This window comes from Ramlibacter sp. (assembly GCA_019635435.1).
In the GTDB taxonomy this organism is placed as follows: Bacteria; Pseudomonadota; Gammaproteobacteria; order Burkholderiales; family Burkholderiaceae_C; genus JAHBZM01.
In genome coordinates, this window is the sequence record JAHBZM010000001.1 from 2,371,833 (window position 1) to 2,392,280 (window position 20,448).

The following is a 20,448-nucleotide window of genomic DNA, read 5'->3' on the forward strand; positions in this document are numbered from 1 at the left end:
AGGGCACGACAAGAAGCGAGACCGCAACGAATGAACCTCAAACTACGCAGCGCCGCCTGGGCCTGGCGCCCGGGCCGCCTCCGGGGCATGTTCAATCTGAACGACCCGCGCTGGGGCCGTGGCGATGACAAGCCCGCCGCCGACGACAGCAAGCCGCCCGAAAGCCAGCCGCCGCAGAACAATGGCGGGGGCCAGGGCGGACGCGGGCAGGGTCCCAATCAGGGCCCGCCGGACCTGGACGAACTCTGGCGCGATTTCAACCGCAAGCTGGGCGGCCTGTTTGGCGGCGGCCGTGGCCGCCGGCCCGATGGCCCCGGGGGCGGCAATGGCGGCGGGAACTTCCAGCCCGACATGAAAAGCGCAGGCATCGGTGCCGGCCTGATTGCGGGCGTGGTTGTCCTGATCTGGCTGGGCACCGGCTTCTTCATCGTGCAGGAAGGCCAGCAGGCCGTCATCACGCAGTTTGGCAAATACCGGTCCACGGTGGGGGCCGGCTTCAACTGGCGCCTGCCTTACCCGATCCAGCGCCATGAACTGGTGTTTGTGACGCAGATCCGTTCGGTCGATGTGGGCCGCGACACGGTGATCAAGGCCACCGGCCTGCGCGAGTCGGCCATGCTGACCGAGGACGAGAACATCGTCGAGATCAAGTTCGCCGTTCAGTACCGGCTCAGCGACGCGCGGGCGTTCCTGTTTGAGAGCAAGAACCCCACCGAGGCCGTGGTCCAGGCCGCTGAAACCGCGGTGCGTGAAGTGATTGGCAAGATGAAGATGGACACCGCGCTGGCCGAGGAGCGCGACCAGATCGCGCCGCGCGTGCGCACGCTCATGCAATCCATCCTGGACCGCTACAAGGTGGGCATCGAGGTGGTGGGCATCAACCTCCAGCAGGGGGGCGTGCGCCCGCCCGAGCAGGTGCAGGCCGCGTTTGACGATGTGCTCAAGGCCGGCCAGGAGCGCGAGCGCGCCAAGAACGAGGCCCAGGCCTATGCCAACGACGTGGTGCCCCGCGCCGTGGGCGCCGCCTCGCGGCTCAAGGAAGAATCCGAGGCCTACAAGGCGCGCATCGTGGCCCAGGCGCAAGGTGACGCGCAGCGCTTCCGCTCGGTGCTCACCGAATACCAGAAGGCGCCCCAGGTCACGCGCGACCGCATGTACCTGGACGCCATGCAGCAGATCTACGGCAACGTGACCAAGGTCCTGATCGACTCGAAACAGGGCTCCAACCTGCTGTACCTGCCGCTGGACAAGCTCATGCAGCAGGCCACGCAGGCCGGCGGGGCCGTGCCCGAGACGTCGGCTCCCGCGACGGCGCCGGTGGTGCCGGGCGCGGCCTCGGGCCTGGCCAGTGACTCCCGGGCCCGCGATGGCGCCCGCACCCGCGACCGCGAAACGCGCTGAGGCAGGGACATCAACATGAACAGAATCGGATTTATCGTCTCCACCCTGCTGGTGGCCCTGGCCCTGCTCAGCTCCACGCTGTTCGTGGTGGACCAGCGCCAGTTTGGCGTGGTCTACGCGCTGGGGCAGATCAAGGAAGTCATCACCGAGCCCGGGCTCAACTTCAAGCTGCCGCCGCCGTTCCAGAACGTGTCGTACATCGACAAGCGCCTGCTCACGCTGGACAGCACCGACACCGAGCCCATGCTGACGCTGGAGAAGCAGCGCGTGGTGATCGACTGGTATGTGCGCTGGCGCGTGGCGGATCCGTCGGAATACATCCGCAACGTCGGCCTGGATGAAAGCGCGGGCGCCAACCAGCTCAACCGCGTGGTGCGCAATGCCTTCCAGGAAGAGATCAACAAGCGCACGGTCAGGGACCTGCTGTCCACCAAGCGCGAGGCCCTGATGGCCGACGTCAAGCGCGAGGTGCTCGAGGTGGTCAAGGGCGCCAAGCCCTGGGGCGTGGACGTGGTGGATGTGCGGATCACGCGCGTCGATTACGTCGAGGCCATCACCGAGTCGGTCTACCGGCGCATGGAGGCCGAGCGCAAGCGCGTGGCCAACGAACTGCGTTCGACCGGTTTTGCCGAGGGCGAAAAGATCCGTGCCGAGGCCGAGCGGCAACGCGAAGTCACGGTGGCCAATGCCTACCGTGAAGCCCAGAAGATCAAGGGCGAGGGCGATGCCGAGGCCGCGAAGATCTACGCCGAGGCCTTTGGCCGCGACCCGCAGTTCGCGCAGTTCTACCGCAGCCTGGACGCCTACAAGGCCAGCTTCGCGAAGAAGAGCGACGTGATGGTGCTCGATCCTTCGTCATCGGAGTTCTTCAAGGTCCTGCGCAGCGGCGGTGGCACGGGCCCCGCCAAGAAATAAATTGGACAGCGCCACGTTCTGGGCCGCCATGGCCCTGGTCCTGGTGATCGAGGGCCTGTTCCCGCTGATTTCCCCCGGAGGCTGGCGGCGCATGTTCCACAAATTGCTGGGCCTGCAGGACGGCCAGTTGCGGTTTTTCGGCCTGTGCAGCGTCATCGGTGGCCTGGCCCTGCTCTGGCTCGTGTCCTGACTTGCGGCCTTGCCGCCGGGTGCGCCGGCCGGGGCCGGTAAAATACTGTTTTTAACAGCCCCCACAAATCATGTCCGCCTGGGTCCTGCCGGATCACATAGCCGATGTTTTGCCTTCCGAGGCCCGGCACATCGAAGAACTCCGTCGTGATCTGCTCGATACGGCCCGCGGCTATGGCTATGAGCTGGTCATGCCGCCGCTGCTTGAGCATCTCGAGTCCCTGCTCACCGGCACCGGCGAAGCGCTGGACCTGCAGACCTTCAAGCTCGTTGACCAGCTCTCGGGCCGGATGATGGGCCTGCGGGCCGATACCACGCCCCAGGTCGCCCGCATCGACGCCCACCTGCTGAACCGCCAGGGTGTCGCGCGCCTGTGCTACTGCGGTCCGGTGCTGCACACGCGGCCTGACCGGCCCCATGCCACGCGCGAGCCGCTGCAGTTCGGCGCTGAAATTTATGGCCATGCCGGGCTCGAGGCCGACCTGGAGGCCTTGCTGCTGGCCCTGGACTGCCTGAAAGCCGCGCGCGCCAGCGACGTCCTGGTCGACATGGGCGACGCGCGCATCGTGCGCTCGCTGCTGGCCGACGCCGCGCTGGACGCTGAGCAGACGGCCCGGGTGCATGCGGCACTCGCGGCCAAGGACGCCAGCGAACTGGCCAGCCTGGCTCGCGGCCTGCCCGCAGCCGTGCGCGAGAGCCTGCTGGCACTCACCCGACTGTACGGCGACGCCCAGGTGCTGGCCGAGGCAGAAAAGGTGCTGCCCGCCACGCCTGTGCTGCGTGAAGCGCTGTCAAACCTGAAATGGCTGGCCAGCCACCTGGACGCCACGCGCGTGAGCTTTGACCTGGCCGACCTGCGCGGCTATGCCTATTACAGCGGCGCGCGCTTCGCGGTGTACGCCCAGGGCGCCAGTGACGCACTGGTGCGCGGCGGGCGCTATGACGAAGTGGGGGCGGTCTTCGGCCGCAACCGGCCGGCCGTGGGCTTCAGCCTGGACGTGCGCGGCCTGGTCGGCGTGGTGCCGCCCCGGCCCCTGCGTGCCGCCATCCGCGCCCCCTGGCTGGACAACGGCGAACCGGCCTCGGCCCTGCGCGCCGCCATCGCCGCGCTGCGCCAGCGCGGCGAAACCGTGGTCTGCGTGCTGCCAGGCCATGACAGCGAGGTCGACGAATTCCATTGCGACCGTGAACTGACCCAGGCTGCCGGCCAGTGGGTCGTCAAAGCCCTTTCCTGAAAGTTTCTATCCTTATGAACAAGACAGTTGGTCGTAACGTCGTGGTCGTCGGCACCCAGTGGGGTGACGAGGGCAAGGGCAAGCTGGTGGACTGGCTGACCGAAATGGCCCAGGGCGTGGTTCGCTTCCAGGGCGGCCACAACGCGGGCCACACGCTCGTGATCAACGGGGTCAAGACGGCCCTGCACCTGATCCCCAGCGGCATCATGCGCCCCGGCGTGAAGTGCTACATCGGCAACGGCGTGGTGCTGTCGGCCGCCAAGCTGTTCGAGGAGATCGAGGGCCTGGAGAAGGCCGGCGTCGAAGTGCGCTCGCGGCTGCGCATCTCCGAAGCCTGCCCGCTGATCCTGCCCTTTCATTCGGCGCTGGACGTGGCGCGCGAGACCTACCGCGAGAAGGGTGGCACCGAGAAGATCGGCACCACGGGGCGCGGCATCGGCCCGGCCTACGAGGACAAGATCGCGCGCCGCGCGCTGCGCGTGCAGGACCTGAAGCACCCCGAGCGCTTTGCCGAAAAGCTGCGCGTGCTGCTGGACCTGCACAACCACGTGCTGGTGGAGGTGCTGGGCGCGCAGGCCGTCGATTTCGACAGCGTGTTCAACGAGGCCATGAAGCATGCCGAACTGCTCAAGCCCATGATGGCCGACGTGTCGCGCGAGCTCAACGAGGCCCACCTGCGCGGCGCCAACCTGCTGTTCGAGGGCGCCCAGGGCACGCTGCTGGACGTGGACCACGGCACCTACCCCTATGTGACCTCAAGCAACTGCGTGGCCGGCAACGCGGCCGCGGGCGCGGGCGTGGGCCCGCGCATGCTGCACTATATCCTGGGCATCACCAAGGCCTATTGCACCCGTGTGGGTGGCGGCCCTTTCCCCACCGAGCTGGACTGGGCCACGCCAGGCACCGTGGGCTACCACCTCTCGACCGTGGGCGCCGAAAAGGGCGTGACCACGGGCCGCCACCGCCGCTGCGGCTGGTTCGACGCGGCCCTGCTCAAGCGCAGCGCCCAGGTCAACGGCCTGTCGGGCCTGTGCATCACCAAGCTCGACGTGCTGGACGGCATCAAGGAGCTCAAGCTGTGCACCGGCTACGAGCTGGACGGCGAATACACCGACATCCTGCCCATGGGCGCCGACGAGATCGCGCGCTGCAAGCCGGTCTACGAAACGCTGGAAGGCTGGAGCGACAGCACGGTGGGCGTGACCCAGTTCGACAAGCTGCCCGTCAACGCCCGCCTGTACCTGCACCGCATCGAGCAGGTCACGGGGGTGCCGATCGACATGATCTCCACCAGCCCGGACCGCGACCACACCATCATGATGCGGCACCCCTACCTGCCCGACTGACCGGATTTCGAGTAAAAAGTGGCTGTAGTCCACGTCCAGCGGGCACTTCCCGCTATCAAATCAGGAGCAATCTGAATGTTGACGGAAGACGGCAAACACCTCTACGTGAGTTACGACGAGTACCACAACCTCATCGAGAAGCTCGCGATCAAGATCCACCAGTCGGGCTGGACGTTCGACACCATCCTGTGCCTGGCGCGCGGCGGCATGCGCCCCGGCGACATCCTGAGCCGCATCTTCAACAAGCCGCTGGCCATCATGTCCACCAGCTCCTACCGCGCCGAGGCCGGCACGGTGCAGGGGCATCTGGACATCGCGCGCTACATCACCACTCCGCAGGGCGAGATCGCCGGCAAGGTGCTGCTGGTGGACGATCTGGCCGACTCTGGCCACACGCTCAAGGCCGTGATCAGCCTGCTCAAGAACAATTACCCGCCGATCACCGAGATGCGCAGCGCCGTCATCTGGACCAAGGGCCTGTCGGCATTTTCACCGGACTACTCGGTGGAATTCCTGCCGACCAATCCCTGGATTCACCAGCCGTTCGAGGGCTACGACAACCTGCCGCCGCAAAAGTTGCTGGAGAAGTGGAAGGTCTGAGCGCCGGCCAGCCCGGTACCCGCCGGGCCGGCCCGGGCCACTTCAGCCCTTGAGCAGTGCGTCGTAGCGGCGCTGCATCTCATCAGGCGCCACGTCCTCGATGCTGTGCCCGATGTTCCAGCGGTGGCCGAACGGGTCGCGCACCACGCCGGAACGCTCCCCATAGAACGCATCCTGCGGCGCCATCAGCAAGGTGGCTCCCGCCGCCACGGCCTTGGCGATCAGCGCGTCGGCGTCGTCCACATGGAGGTGCAGCGAGACCGCCGTGCCCTCGAACCTGTCGGCGCCACGGATGTTCATCTCGGGGTACTCGTCGCTCAGCATCAGGGTGGCGCCGTTGAAATCCAGCTCGGCATGGCCGATGCGCCCGCCCGGCTCGGTCAGGCGGAATTTCTCCTTCACGCCGAAGACCCGGGTGTAGAAGTCGATGGCGCGCGCCGCGTCGCTGACGTGCAGGTAGGGGAAGAGTTCGTGGATGGCCATGTGTCGTGCTCCTGTGCTATGAACCTGGGCGCACTGTAGGCCCTTGCCGGCGCGCCGTATTGAAGAAAATTGACGTGGTGAACCGTCTCTAGCGCACCGGCACGTGGTGCGTGTGCCGCGGCGCCGCGCGCTTCCAGTCCTGCGGCGTGAGGCCGGCGAAGTCGCGGAAGTCGCGCTGGAAATGCGCCTGGTCGCTGTAGCCCATGTCGGCCGCCAGTTCGGCGCAACCCAGGCCGGGCTCCGCCGCCAGCCGCCGCAGCGCCCCCTGGAAGCGCAGCAGCCGGCTGTAGGTCTTGGGCGCCAGTCCGGTGTGCTCGCGGAACAGCGCGATGAAATGCCGGTGGCTGGCGCCGCTTTGCGCCACCGCGTCCCGCACGCTGGCGCCGGCCACCAGGCGCTGCAGGCCGTGCGCGACGGCCGGGTGCAGGCCGTGTGCGGCGCGCAGGCGGGCGAGCAGCAGGCGCTCCAGCATCTGCAGCCGCTGCCAGGCGCCACCTGCCGCGTCCAGCTGTTCCAGCGCATGGCCGGCGGCAGCGCCCCAGAGCAGCTCCAGCGGGGTGTGCATCCCGGCGAGCGCGCAGGCCGGCGCGCCCAGCAGGGCCCAGGCCGCGCCCGCGCGCAGTTGGGCACCGGCGGAACGCCCCGGCGCACTGGTGTCGCGGGCATAGTGCGCCGACCGCGCGCCACCCACCACCGCGTGGCCGAAGCTGCGGCCGGTGCGGTCGTCGGCGTGCTCGAACACCTTCAGCGGCGGCCCGCAGAGGCGGAAGGCGATGTGCATGTCACCGGTGGGCAGCACATGCTCGCGCGCGCCGGCGCGTGTGGGCTGCCCGGGTTGCGGGTCGGCGGCCCACAGCGTTTTGACGAAGGGCTGCAGCGCAGGGCAGGGCGGGCGGGTGACCAGCATCGGCGCAATTTAGCACCTCCGCCCGGGGCTGTCGCGGGCCGGATAACATGTCTCGCATGAGCAAGATCGCCACCGACCTGATCCACCACCCCTACCAGCCCCCGGCGGGCTTTGAAGCCCCGCAGCCGGGCGTCTACAAGGCCTCCACCGTCATCTTCCCCAACGTTGCGGCCATGCGGGCGCGCGACTGGAAGCACAAGGCCGGCTACACCTATGGCCTGCACGGCACGCCCACCAGCTTCACGCTGGAAGAGCGCATCGCCACGCTCGAGGGCGGGCGCCAGTGCGTGCTGCTGCCCAGCGGGCTGGCGGCCATCGCCAACGTCAACCTGGCCCTGCTCAGGACGGGCGACGAGCTTCTGATTCCCGCCAATGCCTATGGCCCCGGCAAGGCGCTCGCCGAGGGCGAGCTGGCCCAGTGGGGTATCAGCCACCAGCTGTATGACCCCATGGACCCGTCCGACCTGCAGGCCCGCATCACGCCGCGCACGCGCCTGGTGTGGCTGGAGGCCCCGGGCTCGGTGACCATGGAGTTCCCGCCACTGGTTGATCTGGCCCGGGTCTGCCGCGAGCGCGGCGTGCTCTCGGCACTGGACAACACCTGGGGCGCGGGCCTGGCCTTCAACGGCTTCGACCTGGGCCGGGGCGACCGGTTCACGCCCGGCAGCGGGGCCGACATCGTGGTCCAGGCCCTGACCAAATACCCCAGCGGCGGCGGCGACGTGCTCATGGGCAGCGTGGTCACGCGTGACGAAGCGCTGCACCTGCGGCTCAAGCTGTCCCACATGCGCCTGGGCTGGGGCGTGGGCGCCAATGACGCAGAGGCCGTGCTGCGGGCCCTGCCCAGCATCGCGCTGCGCTACCGGGCCCAGGACGCGGCCGCGCGCACGCTGGCCGCCTGGCTGCAGCAGCAACCGCAGATCGCCACGCTGCTGCATCCGGCATTTGCGGGCTCGCCCGGGCACGAGCACTGGCGGGCGCTGTGCACCGGCGACGGGCAGGGCGGGGACGCCGGGCTGGCCGCGGGCCTGTTCTCGGTGGTGTTTGATGGCCGCTACAGCACGGCCCAGGTCGATGCTTTCTGCGACGCGCTGCGGCTTTTCCGGCTGGGCTATTCGTGGGGCGGGCCAGTCAGCCTGGTGGTACCCTATGACCTTCCCTCGATGCGGCCCCACTGGCCGCACCCGGGCGTGCTGGTGCGCTTTTCCGTGGGGCTGGAGGCGGTGGAAGACCTCCAGGCCGATCTGGCCGCCGCGCTGGACGCCCTGTAACCCCGGCGCTGCGCTTTGGACAAGCGGCTTTATCGCTTACAGTGCGCGCTATAGACCTAAGAAACGGACTGCCTTGTGGCCACACCCAATTACGGATACGAGAAGCGACAGAAAGAGCTGGCCAAGAAGCGCAAGAAAGAAGACAAGCTCAAGGCCAAGGCGGAACGCAAGATCGGTTCGCCCTCTGACAGCGATGCCGGTGACAACTCCGACACTGACACCGACACCCCCGCGCCGGCGCCCGACGCGCCCGCCCAATCCTGACACTCAGCGCGGCAGCCAGCCCAGCCCCTTGGCGTGCAGGCTCTGCACATAGAGCCGGTCGGCGGTCTCGGTGACCGCCGTGGTCTCCGGGTACGCGCCGCCCGGGTCCTGCAGGTCCGCCACCACCTTGCCATCTTCGGTGAATGCCACCACGTGCCCGTAGGCCCTGGGGATGGGCCACAGGAAGCGGGGCAGGCGTAGCGTGAGCTTGCGCATGAAGGGTTGCGTGGCCATCTTGTCGATGGTGGGGTTGCGCGGCTTGACCAGGCCCATCCAGATTTTTCCGTCGAGCCCGCGCATCAGGTTGTCGGGGTAGCCCGGCAGGTTGTCAAAGACCAGCCAGGCCTGCGTGCCGGCTTGCGCGATGTTCAGGTCCTGCGCGGAGATGTTGATTTTCCAGACCCGGTATTTGCCCGTTTCCGCGACAAACAGCGATTGTTCGTCGGCGGCCAGCGCAATGCCGTTGGCAAACGCGATGCCGCGCGCCACCACCCGCACCTTGCCCGTGGCCGGGTCAAATTCAAGGACCCGGCCGCTGGAGGACTGCTCCAGGATGTCCAGCACGCTGGCCTCGAAGGTGCCACCCCATTGCTTGGCGCCAAAGCGCGTGGAGGCGTCGGTGAAATACATCCGGCCGTTGCGCGCCACCACCACCGCATCGGCATAGCGGATCGGGTCGCCATTGATCTGGTCGGCCAGCACGCTGACCTTGCGCTCCGGGGTGATGGACAGCAGGCCGCGCTCGGCGTCGGCGGCCACCAGGTTGCCGGCGGCGTCAAAATCGAAACCCAGCACGCGCCCACCGGTGTTCACGAACACCTCCTGGCCACTGCCATCGGGGTTCATGCGCAGGATGTTGCCACTGGCCACCGTGGTGTAGAGCTTGCCGTCGCGGCCGATCACGATGTGTTCCGGGCCTTCCTCGCTGCCCAGGGCAATCATCTTCAGGTTGGCGAGCCGGTCATTGACGGCAAAGGGACCCGCATAGTCTGGCGCCGTGGGCGCGTTCCAGCTCACGGGCTCGATCGGCACCGGCCACAGGCACAGGTAGGCGGCCAGCAGCGCCAGCAACAGGGCCAGTGCGGCCAGGGCTTTTTTCATGGGGTCTCCTTGATGATTTTTTGTGCGAGCTGCGCCATGGCCTCGGCCGAGCGGTTGCCGGGGGCGATCCGCTGCGCGGCATCGAACTGGCTGAAGTTGTTGCGCGTGGACCGCTCGTAGCCGGGGTCGTAGTGCAGGGCAAGCAGCTCGCGCACCACGGGCTCGAGTTCGCCGGCGCGCACCCGCGCGGTCCAGGAGCCCACCACGGCCTTGCCCCGCAGTTCCACCAGCACCTCCAGCCGGGAGCACAGCAGCGCCGGGTCGTGGACGAACTGTGCGTAGTCCTCGAGCAGCAGGGCCACGCGCTCGTCGTCCGGCAGTTCCAGGCGCAGGCAGGGGCTGGCGCGCATGGCCGCCATCAAGGCGTCATTGACCGCCACATCGCCGACCTTCTTGCTTTCGCTTTCCACAAACACCGGCCGCGCCGGGTCCAGCTGGCGCAGGGCGTCCCAGACCAGCGTGTCAAACCGCTTCTGCGAGGGTTGCGCGAGGCCCGGCACCGTGCCCAGCACCGAACTGCGGTGGCTGGCCAGGGCCTCCAGGTCGAGCACCTGCGCGCCCTGGCGCGCCAGGGCATGCAGCAGCCGGGTCTTGCCCGAGCCCGTGGGCCCGCAGACCACGCGGAACTGCAGCCGCTGCGCGAGTTCGGGCAGGTGTTGCAGCACGGCGGCGCGAAAGGCCTTGTAGCCGCCCTCGACCAGGTGCACCCGGAACCCGATCTGGCCCAGGACCAGCGCGAGCGAACCGCTGCGCTGGCCGCCGCGCCAGCAGTACACCAGGGGCTGCCACTGCCGGGGCTTGTCCATGACCTCGCGCGTGATGTGGCTGGCCACGTTGGCCGCCACCAGCGCCGCGCCGCGCTTGCGCGCCTCGAAGGGGTTGACCTGCTTGTACAGCGTGCCGACTTCCTTGCGCTCGGCGTCGTTGAGCGATGGCCAGTTGACCGCGCCGGGCAGGTGGTCCAGTGCAAATTCGGATTCGCTGCGGGCGTCGATCACGGTGCTGAACTCACCCAGACGCAGCACGGCGTCGGCGGCGGAAACACGGACTTCGCTCACAGCAGCTTCTTCAGTTCGGGCCAGACGTTCTCGAGCATCCTGGGGTGGGCTTCTTCGCGCGGATGAATGCGGTCGGGCTGGAACAGGCGGGTCGGGTCGGCATCGTCGGCGATGCCCTTGAGCAGGAACGGCACCACGGCGGCCCGCGTCGCCTGGGCCACCTTGCCAAACAGGGCCATGAAGCGGTTGGCGTAGTCGGTGCCGTAGTTGGGTGGCACCTGCATGCCGACCAGCAGCACCCTGGCGCCGGCCTTCTGCGCCGCGCGCGTCATCTGGGTGAGGTTGTCCTCGGTCATCTTCAGGGGCAGGCCCCGCAACGCGTCATTGCCACCCAGCTCGATCACCACCACCGTGGGGTGGTGCCTGGCCAGCAGTGCGCCCAGCCGCGAACGCCCGCCCGAGGTGGTGTCGCCGCTGATGCTGGCGTTGACCACCCGCGCGCCGCCGGGTTGCGCCTGCAGCCGTTGTTCGAGCAGGGCGACCCAGCCGCTGCCGCGTTTCAGGCCATACTCGGCACTGAGCGAGTCGCCCACCACCAGCACCAGCGGCGCAGCGCCAGGCGCGGCGGCCGCGAGACCCCCATAACCGCCAGCTAATGCGGCCGCGATAAAGTGGCGGCGACGCCACCCAGCATTGATCATGTCCGAACCCATCATCTCAGTCGAAAACGTATGCAAGTCAGTCACGGATTCCACCGGGACTCTCGACATTTTGCGCGATATCGATTTCACGCTGGCACCGCGCGAGACCGCGGCCATTGTCGGTGCCTCGGGCTCGGGCAAAAGCACCTTGCTGTCCATCGTGGCCGGGCTGGACACGCCCACCCGCGGTACGGTCCGTCTCGCGGGCCAGGATCTGTTTGACATGGATGAGGACGACCGCGCCGCGCTGCGCGCGCAGAAGGTCGGCTTCGTGTTCCAGAGCTTCCAGCTCATGGGCAACCTGACCGCGCTTGAAAACGTGATGCTGCCGCTGGAGCTCGCGGGCCGCAAGGACTCGCGCCGCGCCGCCGCCGAGATGCTGGAGCGCGTGGGCCTGGCCGCGCGGCTGGGCCACTACCCCAAGGTGCTGTCGGGTGGCGAGCAGCAGCGCGTGGCGCTGGCCCGGGCCTTTGTGGTGCAGCCCGCGGTGCTGCTGGCCGACGAGCCCACCGGCAGCCTGGACTTCGCAACCGGTGAAACGGTGATGCAGCTCATGTTTGACCTCAACCGCGAGCAGGGCACCACGCTGGTCCTGGTCACGCACGACCGCGCCATTGCCGCGCGCTGCGAACGCCGCATCACCATCGAGGCCGGGCGCATCTCGGCCTGAGAGATGGCCCCCACGCTTGCCGCAGCGTGTGCTGCGCTGCCCCCCCGAGGGGCTTCAGCCGCCCTGGGGCGGCCCGGCGGCGTCTGACCGGCCGGCGCCTCAGCGCTGGGGCAGGGCCCGCTTGATCGCCTGGAGAAACACCTCGCGTTGCTGCACGTGGTCGATGTTGGCGGCGACGGCCATGACAAATTCCTTGAAGGTGGTGGCCCGCGATGCTTCCTTGCGGATCAGCATCTTGGCCATGGGCCCGATGAACTTGCTCAGCGTGTGCTCGATGATGGCCAGCTCCTCGGGCGGAATGTCCATTTGCCGCGTGGAATGCAGCGGCAGGGACGGCTCGGGCCGGGACGGTGTGCGCCGGGTCGGCTCGAGCCGCGACGACGCAGGCTGGCTCAGCGGCATGGGCCGCGAGGGCCGGCTGCCACTGCGCGACAGCGGCTGGCTCAGGGGCATGGGCCGGCTCGACGGCGGCTGCGAGGCGGGCCGGCTGTGGCCCGGGTGGCTCTGGCTGTGGGTGAGGGTGCCGTAGATGAAGGCATCGCGCGAGCGTTCTTCCTGGATCGACGGCGCCAGCGCCTCGCGCAGCTCGGGAATGCTGCGTGCCAGGGGCAGGGCCTTGCGCACCAGCACCCTGGACAGCGGGCCGATCAGGCGGGTCAGGTCGGCCTCGACCTCGGCCACCTGGGCCGCGTCAAGCACCTGCCCCGAGATCACCGGCATGGTCTGCGTGTAGCCGGTGGCCGGGCCTTCGCGACGGGTGCTGCCGCGCGGGCCGTTGGCCACGCAATAGACCTCGTGCAGGCGCGCGTGCTTGTCGCTGTATTGGCCCAGGTACTCGAACATCTCGGCGGTGTCGTCGGTGATGCGCGAGATCACGTCGTAGTAGGCGCGGGACACCAGGACCTGGTTGGCGTCGGCGAAATCCATGATGCGCTGCGCCACGTTGATGCCATCGCCCACCACGTTGACGCGCTCGTTGATGTCGGCAATCACGCGCACCGGGCCCATGTGCAGGCCGACGCGCACCGACAGGTGGCTGCCGTAGCGCTGGCCCAGCAGGTCGCGCAGCAGCAGCGCCGAGTGCAGGGCTTCCTCGGGGTCGCCCATGAAGCAGATCGCGGCGCCGTCACCGGTGTCGATGGCGATGCGGGTGTCTTCGGGCACGCCCTTGAGCGCCTTGCCGATCAGCTCGTTGAACAGCTTCTTGAGTGCGACCTGGTCGTCCACCGACCGGATCGAGTAGCCGATCAGGTCCAGGAACATGATGGTGCACAGCAGGTTCTTGCGCTGAAAGGCTGCCAGGCCGCCGGGTGCGCTGCCTGAGCCGGTCGAACCGGCCGATCCGGTCGTGGCGGGCGCGGCATAGCCGCCCGCGGGCAGGCCGGGGCGTCTGGCGTCGAGATCGAAATCCAGCGCGGGTGCGTCGGGCTGTTCCGAGCCCTGGATGGCGGCGCGGAATTCGGCCACGTTCTGGGGCCGGCGGCTCTCGTCGGGGTTGATGGCCCAGTCGATGGCATCGAGCAGCGAGGCGCCAAACACGCTGGCCTCGGCCAGGCTGGAGGCCGGCAGCATGCTGTCGGTCTTGACGCGCGAGGCCGACTCCAGGGGCTTCTTGCCCGTGGTCATCCAGTACATCACGGCGCCCAGAGAATAAATATCGGTCCACGGTCCCTGGTTGCCCTGGGAGTGGTATTGCTCGAACGGCGCGAAACCCGGGCTCACGATGTTGGTCATGTCCTGGTTGGCAGTGACCCGGCGCGCCGCGCCGAAGTCCAGCAGCACCGGGGTGCCGTCGGCCCGCACATAGATGTTGTCGGGCTTGATGTCGCGGTGCAGGAAGCCGGTCTTGTGCACGGCGGCCAGGCCGTCCAGCAGCGGGTAGATGATGGAGAGCAGGGCCCGCTGCGTCAGCGGTGCGTTCTGCGGCACCCAGCGCTTGAGCGGGTCGCCCGACTCGTACTCCATGACGATGTAGGCCGTGCTGTTCTCGCGGAAGTAGCGCAGCACCCGCACGATGTTGGGGTGGCGGAAGGTGGCCAGCGCCCGCGCTTCGTCCAGGAAGCGCTCCAGGCCCCAGTTGTACTGGTCGATGGTTTCCTGCGCCGTGCCGCGCACCTGCACCTGGTGGTTGGCGACGCGGGTCACCGAGTCGCCGGGGAAATACTCCTTGATGGCCACCGGCAGGTTCAGGTTGATGTCGCGGGCCAGGTAGGTGATGCCGAAGCCACCCACACCCAGCGCGCGCTCGATCTGGTATTCAAGCAGCTTGTAGCCGCCCGGCAGGCAGGCGGTGTCGCCCGACGCCGATGGCGGCGGGGGAGGGGAACCGTGGGCCGCTGTCATCGGGTACTGCGTGTGGACAGGCTTACTGGTCGATCATCTGCATGGCTTTTTCAAGGCTTCGCCGCATGCGGTTGAACGAACTGCCCAGCACGGCGACCTCGTCGCTGCCCTTTTCGGCCACTTCGGGTTCGTTGAAGTCGCCGGTGCTGACCTTGTCGGCCGACTGCGACATCTTGCGGATCGGCCGGATGATGAGCCAGCTCAGCATCAGGTTGAGCACCACGAAAACCACGACGAACACCCCGGCCAGCGAGGCCATGAAGGTGGTGAAGGCGCGGTCGGCATTGTGGATCGGGATGGCCATGGGCACCGTGACCACCTGGGCGCCGACGATCTCGTTGTGCTTCCAGCCAAAGCCGTTGGCCTCGCCGTAGATCTTGATCATGGTGGGCGGCGCGGCGTCAGCCGTGCTGTGGCACTGCAGGCAGGCCGGGTTGCCGATCTGGATGGGCTTGGCGATGAACAGGCTGCGGCCCGTGGATGACTGGCGCTCGGCCACGATTTCCTTGAGGTCGGCGTGCTGGCGGAACTGCTGCACGAGGTCAGCCTCCCAGTCGGCCGCGCGGTCGCGCGGGTTGGTGGGGTTGAGCGTGGCTTCCTTGTAGCCGTAGTCGGGGTATTTTTTCTGGAGCTGGTTGACGGCCTCGGTCGCGGCGTAGGCCGGCACGGTCTGCGGCAGGAAGACTTCTTCAAGCTGCTTGATCAGGTGCGGCTGGATCTGCGTGATGGTGTAGGTGCGCACGGAGATCGCGGCTTCCATCATGAGGCGGGCGTTGCGCACCACCTCGTCGCGGGCATTGTCCTGGAGCAATTGGCGCGATATGAACCCGGCAGCGCCAAAACCGGCCAGGAACACCACAACGAGTACCAGATTGAATTTGAGGCGCAGGCCCATGCTTCTTCTCCTTGTTATGAGGACTATTTTATACGGTGGGGCCGGGGGCGGGCACGGGATAATCCTGTGATGTCTTCCCCTAAAGTTCTGTTCGGATTCCACGCCGTGGGTGTCCGGCTCAAGACCGCGCCCCGGTCCATCATCGAGATATACGTCGATCCCTCGCGAAAGGATGCACGCATGCGCCAGTTTCTGGAGCGTGTGGGCGAAGCCCAGGTCCGGCTGATCGAGGCCGACGGCCTGCGGCTGGCCAAACTGGCGGGCAGCCATGGCCACCAGGGCGTGGCCGCGCGGGTGGAGCCGATGCCGCAGGCCCATTCACTCGATGACCTGCTGGACGGCATCGAGGGGCCGCCTCTGCTGCTGGTGCTCGATGGCGTGACCGATCCGCACAACCTGGGCGCCTGCCTGCGCGTGGCCGACGGCGCCGGCGCGCACGCGGTGATTGCCCCCAAGGACCATGCCGCGGGCATCAATGCGACGGTCGCCAAGGTGTCCAGCGGGGCGTCGGAGACGGTGCCGTACTTCATGGTGACCAACCTGGCGCGCACCCTGGGCGAGCTCAAGGAGCGCAACATCTGGTGCATAGGCACCAGCGACGACGCGCCCAAAACCCTGTTCCAGATGGATTTCACCGGGCCCGTGGCCCTGGTGCTGGGCGCCGAGGGCGCCGGCATGCGCCAGCTCACGCGCAAGACCTGCGACGAACTGGCCAGCATCCCCATGCAGGGCGCGGTGGAAAGCCTCAATGTGTCGGTGGCCAGCGGGGTCTGCCTCTACGAGGCGTTGCGCCAGCGGGTGGGCCGGGGGGTGTGAGCCCGGACGACGCACTGGCCCTGGCACGCGGCTGGGCCGCGGCTGCCCCCCACCTGGCCGTGCTGACCGGTGCGGGGATCAGCGCCGAGTCAGGCGTTCCCACCTTCCGTGACGCCCAAACCGGCCTGTGGGCGCGCTTGCGGCCCGAGGAACTGGCCACCGAAGAGGCTTTTCGCGCGCACCCCGAGCGGGTCTGGGACTGGTACGCGCAGCGCCGCGAGCGCGTGGCCCAGGCCCTGCCCAATGCCGGTCACCAGGCCCTGGCTGATTTCCAGCAGCGGCACTCCGGCCGCCTGACGCTGATCACCCAGAACGTGGACGGCCTGCACCAGCGGGCCGGCAGCACCGGCGTGCTGGCCCTGCATGGGCAGCTGGCCGAGGACCGCTGGCTGGACCCGCCCCAGCCGTGCTGTGACCCGGAGCTGGCCCACAAGGGCTCGCCACCGCGGTGCGTGCGCTGCGGCAACCTGCGCCGGCCCGCCGTGGTGTGGTTTGGCGAAATGCTGCCGCCGCAGGCACTGGGCGCTGCCCAGCAGGCCGCCCGCCAGTGCGCGCTGATGCTGGTGGTGGGCACCTCGGGCGCGGTCTATCCGGCCGCGGGCCTGGCCCGCATCGCCCGCGACGCCGGGGCCCGGGTGGTGGTGGTCAACACCGCGCCCAGCGGGCTGGATGACGAGGCCCATGCCGTGCTGCGCGGCCCGGCGGCCCGCGTACTGCCGCAATTGCTATCAGATCTGTAGCAGGTCATGGCCGCCAGGCCTGGACTCCAGGCCCAAAAGGCTTGAAAGAGGGCTTGGAGGGGGCTTGAAAGCCGGCCCGGCGCCTGTCAGATCCAGCCCAGCGCCCCCAGCAGCGCCCCGGCGCCCAGCAGCCACAGCAGGTGCAGCCGTGTGCGCCACACGATGATGGCCGTGATCACGGCCACCAACCAGATCGGCCAGCGGCTCAGTGCATAGTTGCCGCCCGTGGCCAGCAGCCAGCCGGTGGCGATCAGCAAGGCGATCACGATGGGCGCCATGCCCTGCTTGAAGGCCCGCACCGCGCGCAGCTCGCGGTTGCGGTGGCCCCAGCGCGCGGCCAGGTAGGTCAGGGTGGTGCTGGGCAGCATGATGCCCAGCATGGTCAGGCCCATGCCCAGCGCTGCCATGGGCAGGCCGCCGGCGTTCAGGCCCACGTTCCAGCCCATCAGCGCCACAAACAGCACATTGGGCCCGGGGGCCGCCTGGGCGATGGCGATGGAGGCGTTGAACTGCGGGATCGACAGCCAGTGCGCTTCTTCCACCAGGTAGCGGTGCATGTCGGGCGCGACGGTGATGGCGCCGCCCACCGCCAGCAGCGACAGCGAGGCAAAGTGCAGCAGCAGGCTCAGCCAGTCCGCGGCCGTGAGGGTCAGGCTCATGGCGCGAGCTTTCGCCAGGTCAGCGCGCAGGCCAGGCCGCCCAGGCCCAGCAGCACCCAGGCCAGCGGTAGCCGCAGCAGCGCCACGCCCGCAAAGCACAGCACCGCCAGCGCGATGCAGGTGGGCAGCCCCATGGGGTTGGACTTGAGCGCGCTCACCAGCTTGAGGCCCGTGGCCGTGATCAGCCCGGCCGCCACCGCGCCCATGCCGCGCAGCGCGCCGGCCACCTGCGGGCTGTCGGCAAAGTGCGCGTAGACCAGCGCCAGCGCGAGCACGATCACCAGCGGCGCCGCGAGCATGCCGGCCAGCGCCGACAGTGCGCCGCGCAGGCCGAAGTAGCGGTCGCCAATCATCATCGACAGGTTGATCACGTTGGGCCCGGGCAGGATCTGCGCCACGGCCCAGTCCTCGACGAACTCCTCGCGCGTCATCCAGCGCTTTTTCTCGACCAGCTCGCGCTGCACCACGGCCAGCACACCGCCAAAGCCCTGCAGGGCCAGCCAGGTGAAGGACCAGAACAGGTCGGCCAGTGATTGGGGTTGGGGTCGCGACTCGGTCGCGGGCAAGGGCGGGTCGGCGGGAACAGGGCTCATGGCCGGCCGATTATCCCGTGCGCGCCGCGGCCGCGCGCGTGGCGGGTCTTAGCCGGCCAGCGGAAGGAAGATGTCGGTCAACAGCTCGGCCGGCGGCGTATCGCGCGGGTGGTTCAGGTATTCCTCAAACACCGGCAGATTGGCCGCCTCGTGGCCTGACTGCACCAGCCAGCGGCCGTAGAGCCACTGGTAGGCGGCGCGCATGGTGGCATAGGGCCCGCGATGCCGCAGCACCGCGCAGCGGCCGCCGCCAAGCACAAACCGTTCAAGCGGCTGCCGGGCCTGCGCGCCGGGTGGCAGCGACAGGCCCGCGCGCGAGCTGAGCTGCGATTCGGGCACGGCGAACGGGTCGTCGTCATACACCGCCATCCAGCGGGTCTCGGGCCGCACCAGCCCCTGCGCCGCCATGCGGGCATGGGCGGCCTCAAAGGCCTTGCCCACCAGCATGTAGGAGCCGCGGTGGGCCAGCCCCGCCAACTGCACCGCGGGCACCTGCCGCAACGCCACCTCGTAGCCCACCGCCTCGGGCTGGGCCCCGGGCGCCTGGAACACCGCATGGCCGCCCTGGCGGCGGTACTGCGTCGGGCTCATGCCGTAAGCGGCGCGGAAGGCCCGGGTGAACGATTGCACGTTGGGGTAGCCGCACTGCCGCGCCAGCGGCGCCACGCCCAGCGAGGTGTTGGCCAGGTAGCCCGAGGCGCGGTGCAGCCGCAGGCGCCGCACCGTGGCGGCAATGGTCTCGCCGTACAGCGCGTGGTACACGCGGTGCCAGTGGTAGGGCGAGAGGTGGGCCACCTCGGCCAGGCGGTTCAGGTCGAGCTCGCCCGCGAGGTGGTCGTGGATGTAGGCCGTGACGCGGGCCAGCCGCTCCTGGTAGTCCAGCCAGTCGTGTGCACGGTTCATGCGCGCTGATTATTCCGCAGCGCCGGCCGGTTGCAGGCCCACCAGGATCTCGATCTGGCCATCGGCGCGGTAATGCTCGTACTCCGCAATGAAGGTCTTGTGCAGGTCGGTGCGTTGCCAGATCGCCTGCCAGGCCGCGCCCACCAGGTCCGGGCGGCCCGGCGCCACCGGGAACACGGCCCGGCGCGAGGCCGGCACCACCACGCGCACCAGGCCCTCGGGCACGGCGGCGCTGGCTGCCACGGCGGGGCCGATCACCAGCGAATACAGGCCCAGGTTGTTGCGCCCGGCGTTCTGGAAATGGGTGTAGACCGCGTACACGTCGTCCGACAGTCGGCCCGGCACGCGGGACGCCACAGCCTGCTGGCTGAAACGCGCCCAGTGCGCGGGAATGGTCTGGAAGGCGTCCTCGTTGGTGGTGCGCAGTTCGATGCCGACCACGGTGAGGGCCTGTTCCTGCTCGATGATGTTCATGGGGGCTCCCGGGTGAGTGGAGCCATGAATCTAAGGCGGCGCGGCGGACAATTCTTGCGCAGTTGCGGGCCGCGTGGCCAGCCACAGGCCGGCCGCAATGAGCGCCAGCGCCACCAGCGACGCGGCCTGCAGCGGCTCGCCCAGCCAGGCCCAGCCCAGCAACGCGGCCGTCACGGGGTTCAGCGCGAGGAACACCGTGACCCGCGTCGGCGACTCGTGCTTGAGCGCGTACAGCCACAGGAAATAGCCCACGCCGCTGGACACGCCGATGAATGCCGTGACCGCCCAGGCCTGCGCGCTCAGGTGCTGGATGCGCTGGGGCCAGTGCTCGGCGAGCGCCAGCGCGGCCAGCACCACGACCGAGGCCAGCATCGCAAAGGCCGAGACCGGCACCGTGGGATAGCGCCGCAGGTAGGGCCGGTACAGCACGCTGCACAGCGCGCCCGTGGCGGCGGCCGCCAGCACCGCGAGCTCACCCCACCAGCCGCCCGGCCCCTCGCCGGCCCGGCTGGCCGCCAGCTTGGGCGCCAGCGACAGCGCCACCCCGGCCACCGACAGCAGCACGCCCAGCAGCAGGCGCGCGCTGGCCTGCTCGCGCCCCAGCGCGGCCGACAGCGCCAACGTGAGCAGCGGGAACAGGCTGAAGATCAGCGCCGCCTGCGCCGCGCCCAGGTGCTGCAGCCCGTAGTTGAGCAGCGCAATCAGCAGCCCGAACTGGCAGGCCCCCAATGCGGCCATGGCGAGCAGGTCGGTTGCTATGAATTTGGTAGCTAATAGTGGCCGCCCCGCCTGGACTCCAGGCCGATAGAGCCACAAAACGGCGGGCAGGAGGCAGGCCAGGCCGATGGCGTAGCGCAGCAGCGCCAGCGTGAGCGGCGGCACCTCGGCCACCACGAGGCGCGAGGCCACAATCGCCGCGCCCACCTGCACGCCGGTGGCGGCCG

The 20,448-nt window shown here is 68.8% G+C and carries 23 protein-coding genes; 11 read left to right on the forward strand and 12 right to left on the reverse strand.

All coding sequences use genetic code 11. The annotated features are described in order from the left end of the window. Positions 1-30 precede the first annotated feature (30 nt). From hflK to KF796_11520, 6 genes are all read left to right on the forward strand, one after another. Positions 31-1,401, forward strand: coding sequence for an FtsH protease activity modulator HflK (gene hflK, locus KF796_11495; protein MBX3587256.1), 1,371 nt, complete (start codon positions 31-33; stop codon positions 1,399-1,401). A gap of 15 nt (positions 1,402-1,416) precedes the next feature. Then, entirely contained in the window at positions 1,417-2,316 is a 900-nt protein-coding gene (gene hflC / locus KF796_11500; protein MBX3587257.1) for a protease modulator HflC, read from the forward strand. A 1-nt stretch (position 2,317) separates the two neighbouring features. Beyond that, on the forward strand, positions 2,318-2,506 hold the full coding sequence (locus KF796_11505; GenBank protein ID MBX3587258.1) for a DUF2065 domain-containing protein: 189 nt from the start codon (positions 2,318-2,320) through the stop codon (positions 2,504-2,506). Positions 2,507-2,576: 70 nt separating this feature from the next. Further along, on the forward strand, positions 2,577-3,740 hold the full coding sequence (locus tag KF796_11510) for an ATP phosphoribosyltransferase regulatory subunit (GenBank protein MBX3587259.1): 1,164 nt from the start codon (positions 2,577-2,579) through the stop codon (positions 3,738-3,740). A 14-nt stretch (positions 3,741-3,754) separates the two neighbouring features. Then, on the forward strand, positions 3,755-5,086 hold the full coding sequence (locus KF796_11515; protein ID MBX3587260.1) for an adenylosuccinate synthase: 1,332 nt from the start codon (positions 3,755-3,757) through the stop codon (positions 5,084-5,086). 75 nt (positions 5,087-5,161) lie between these two features. Further along, positions 5,162-5,686 (forward strand): phosphoribosyltransferase, encoded by a 525-nt coding sequence (locus KF796_11520; protein ID MBX3587261.1) that lies wholly within the window; start codon positions 5,162-5,164, stop codon positions 5,684-5,686. A 42-nt stretch (positions 5,687-5,728) separates the two neighbouring features. Here the strand turns inward: KF796_11520 and KF796_11525 are convergent, their stop codons facing one another. Together KF796_11525 and KF796_11530 are read right to left on the reverse strand one after the other, a co-directional pair. Next, complete coding sequence (locus tag KF796_11525; GenBank protein MBX3587262.1) at positions 5,729-6,169, reverse strand: VOC family protein; 441 nt, start codon at positions 6,167-6,169, stop codon at positions 5,729-5,731. Between the two features lie 88 nt (positions 6,170-6,257). Next, entirely contained in the window at positions 6,258-7,076 is an 819-nt protein-coding gene (locus KF796_11530) for an AraC family transcriptional regulator (protein MBX3587263.1), read from the reverse strand. Between the two features lie 47 nt (positions 7,077-7,123). Between KF796_11530 and KF796_11535 the strand changes: the two genes are divergently transcribed. Both KF796_11535 and KF796_11540 read left to right on the forward strand, forming a co-directional pair. After that, positions 7,124-8,347, forward strand: a complete 1,224-nt coding sequence (locus KF796_11535; protein MBX3587264.1) for a PLP-dependent transferase — start codon at positions 7,124-7,126, stop codon at positions 8,345-8,347. Positions 8,348-8,422: 75 nt separating this feature from the next. Continuing rightward, positions 8,423-8,611, forward strand: a complete 189-nt coding sequence (locus tag KF796_11540; protein MBX3587265.1) for a hypothetical protein — start codon at positions 8,423-8,425, stop codon at positions 8,609-8,611. 3 nt (positions 8,612-8,614) lie between these two features. On the opposite strand, the gene KF796_11545 is transcribed toward KF796_11540, so the two are convergent. Genes KF796_11545 through KF796_11555 form a run of 3 tightly spaced genes read right to left on the reverse strand, consistent with a single transcriptional unit; the run spans position 8,615 to position 11,411 of the window. Further along, positions 8,615-9,712 carry an SMP-30/gluconolactonase/LRE family protein gene (locus KF796_11545; protein MBX3587266.1) on the reverse strand — a complete coding sequence of 366 codons (1,098 nt, stop codon included), beginning with the start codon at positions 9,710-9,712 and terminating at the stop codon, positions 8,615-8,617. Next, positions 9,709-10,770, reverse strand: a complete 1,062-nt coding sequence (gene mnmH, locus KF796_11550; protein ID MBX3587267.1) for a tRNA 2-selenouridine(34) synthase MnmH — start codon at positions 10,768-10,770, stop codon at positions 9,709-9,711. Before mnmH ends, KF796_11545 begins: the two co-directional genes overlap by 4 nt. Next, positions 10,767-11,411 carry an arylesterase gene (locus KF796_11555; GenBank protein MBX3587268.1) on the reverse strand — a complete coding sequence of 215 codons (645 nt, stop codon included), beginning with the start codon at positions 11,409-11,411 and terminating at the stop codon, positions 10,767-10,769. The genes mnmH and KF796_11555 overlap by 4 nt, the downstream gene beginning before the upstream one ends. Between KF796_11555 and KF796_11560 the strand changes: the two genes are divergently transcribed. Continuing rightward, positions 11,410-12,081 carry an ABC transporter ATP-binding protein gene (locus KF796_11560; protein MBX3587269.1) on the forward strand — a complete coding sequence of 224 codons (672 nt, stop codon included), beginning with the start codon at positions 11,410-11,412 and terminating at the stop codon, positions 12,079-12,081. The two genes, KF796_11555 and KF796_11560, sit on opposite strands and share 2 nt — an antisense overlap. A gap of 99 nt (positions 12,082-12,180) precedes the next feature. Here KF796_11560 and KF796_11565 read toward each other — a convergent pair whose 3' ends face one another. Together KF796_11565 and KF796_11570 are read right to left on the reverse strand one after the other, a co-directional pair. Continuing rightward, complete coding sequence (locus KF796_11565; protein ID MBX3587270.1) at positions 12,181-14,424, reverse strand: protein kinase; 2,244 nt, start codon at positions 14,422-14,424, stop codon at positions 12,181-12,183. Between the two features lie 22 nt (positions 14,425-14,446). Beyond that, positions 14,447-15,319 carry a DUF3365 domain-containing protein gene (locus tag KF796_11570; GenBank protein MBX3587271.1) on the reverse strand — a complete coding sequence of 291 codons (873 nt, stop codon included), beginning with the start codon at positions 15,317-15,319 and terminating at the stop codon, positions 14,447-14,449. 69 nt (positions 15,320-15,388) lie between these two features. On the opposite strand from KF796_11570, the gene rlmB reads away from it, so the two are divergent. Together rlmB and KF796_11580 are read left to right on the forward strand one after the other, a co-directional pair. After that, a complete protein-coding gene (gene rlmB / locus KF796_11575; GenBank protein MBX3587272.1) occupies positions 15,389-16,135 on the forward strand; it encodes a 23S rRNA (guanosine(2251)-2'-O)-methyltransferase RlmB in 747 nt (248 codons plus the stop codon). Between the two features lie 14 nt (positions 16,136-16,149). Then, complete coding sequence (locus KF796_11580; protein ID MBX3587273.1) at positions 16,150-16,875, forward strand: NAD-dependent deacylase; 726 nt, start codon at positions 16,150-16,152, stop codon at positions 16,873-16,875. A gap of 86 nt (positions 16,876-16,961) precedes the next feature. Here the strand turns inward: KF796_11580 and KF796_11585 are convergent, their stop codons facing one another. Genes KF796_11585 through KF796_11605 form a run of 5 tightly spaced genes read right to left on the reverse strand, consistent with a single transcriptional unit; the run spans position 16,962 to position 20,428 of the window. Next, positions 16,962-17,534: a chromate transporter gene (locus tag KF796_11585; protein MBX3587274.1), complete on the reverse strand. Its 573-nt coding sequence runs from the start codon at positions 17,532-17,534 to the stop codon at positions 16,962-16,964. Further along, positions 17,531-18,127, reverse strand: coding sequence for a chromate transporter (locus KF796_11590; protein MBX3587275.1), 597 nt, complete (start codon positions 18,125-18,127; stop codon positions 17,531-17,533). The genes KF796_11585 and KF796_11590 overlap by 4 nt, the downstream gene beginning before the upstream one ends. Before the next feature lie 48 nt (positions 18,128-18,175). Continuing rightward, a complete protein-coding gene (locus KF796_11595; protein MBX3587276.1) occupies positions 18,176-19,030 on the reverse strand; it encodes an AraC family transcriptional regulator in 855 nt (284 codons plus the stop codon). Between the two features lie 9 nt (positions 19,031-19,039). Continuing rightward, positions 19,040-19,504 (reverse strand): effector binding domain-containing protein, encoded by a 465-nt coding sequence (locus tag KF796_11600; protein ID MBX3587277.1) that lies wholly within the window; start codon positions 19,502-19,504, stop codon positions 19,040-19,042. A gap of 30 nt (positions 19,505-19,534) precedes the next feature. Beyond that, on the reverse strand, positions 19,535-20,428 hold the full coding sequence (locus KF796_11605; GenBank protein MBX3587278.1) for a DMT family transporter: 894 nt from the start codon (positions 20,426-20,428) through the stop codon (positions 19,535-19,537). Between the last annotated feature and the right edge of the window lie 20 nt (positions 20,429-20,448).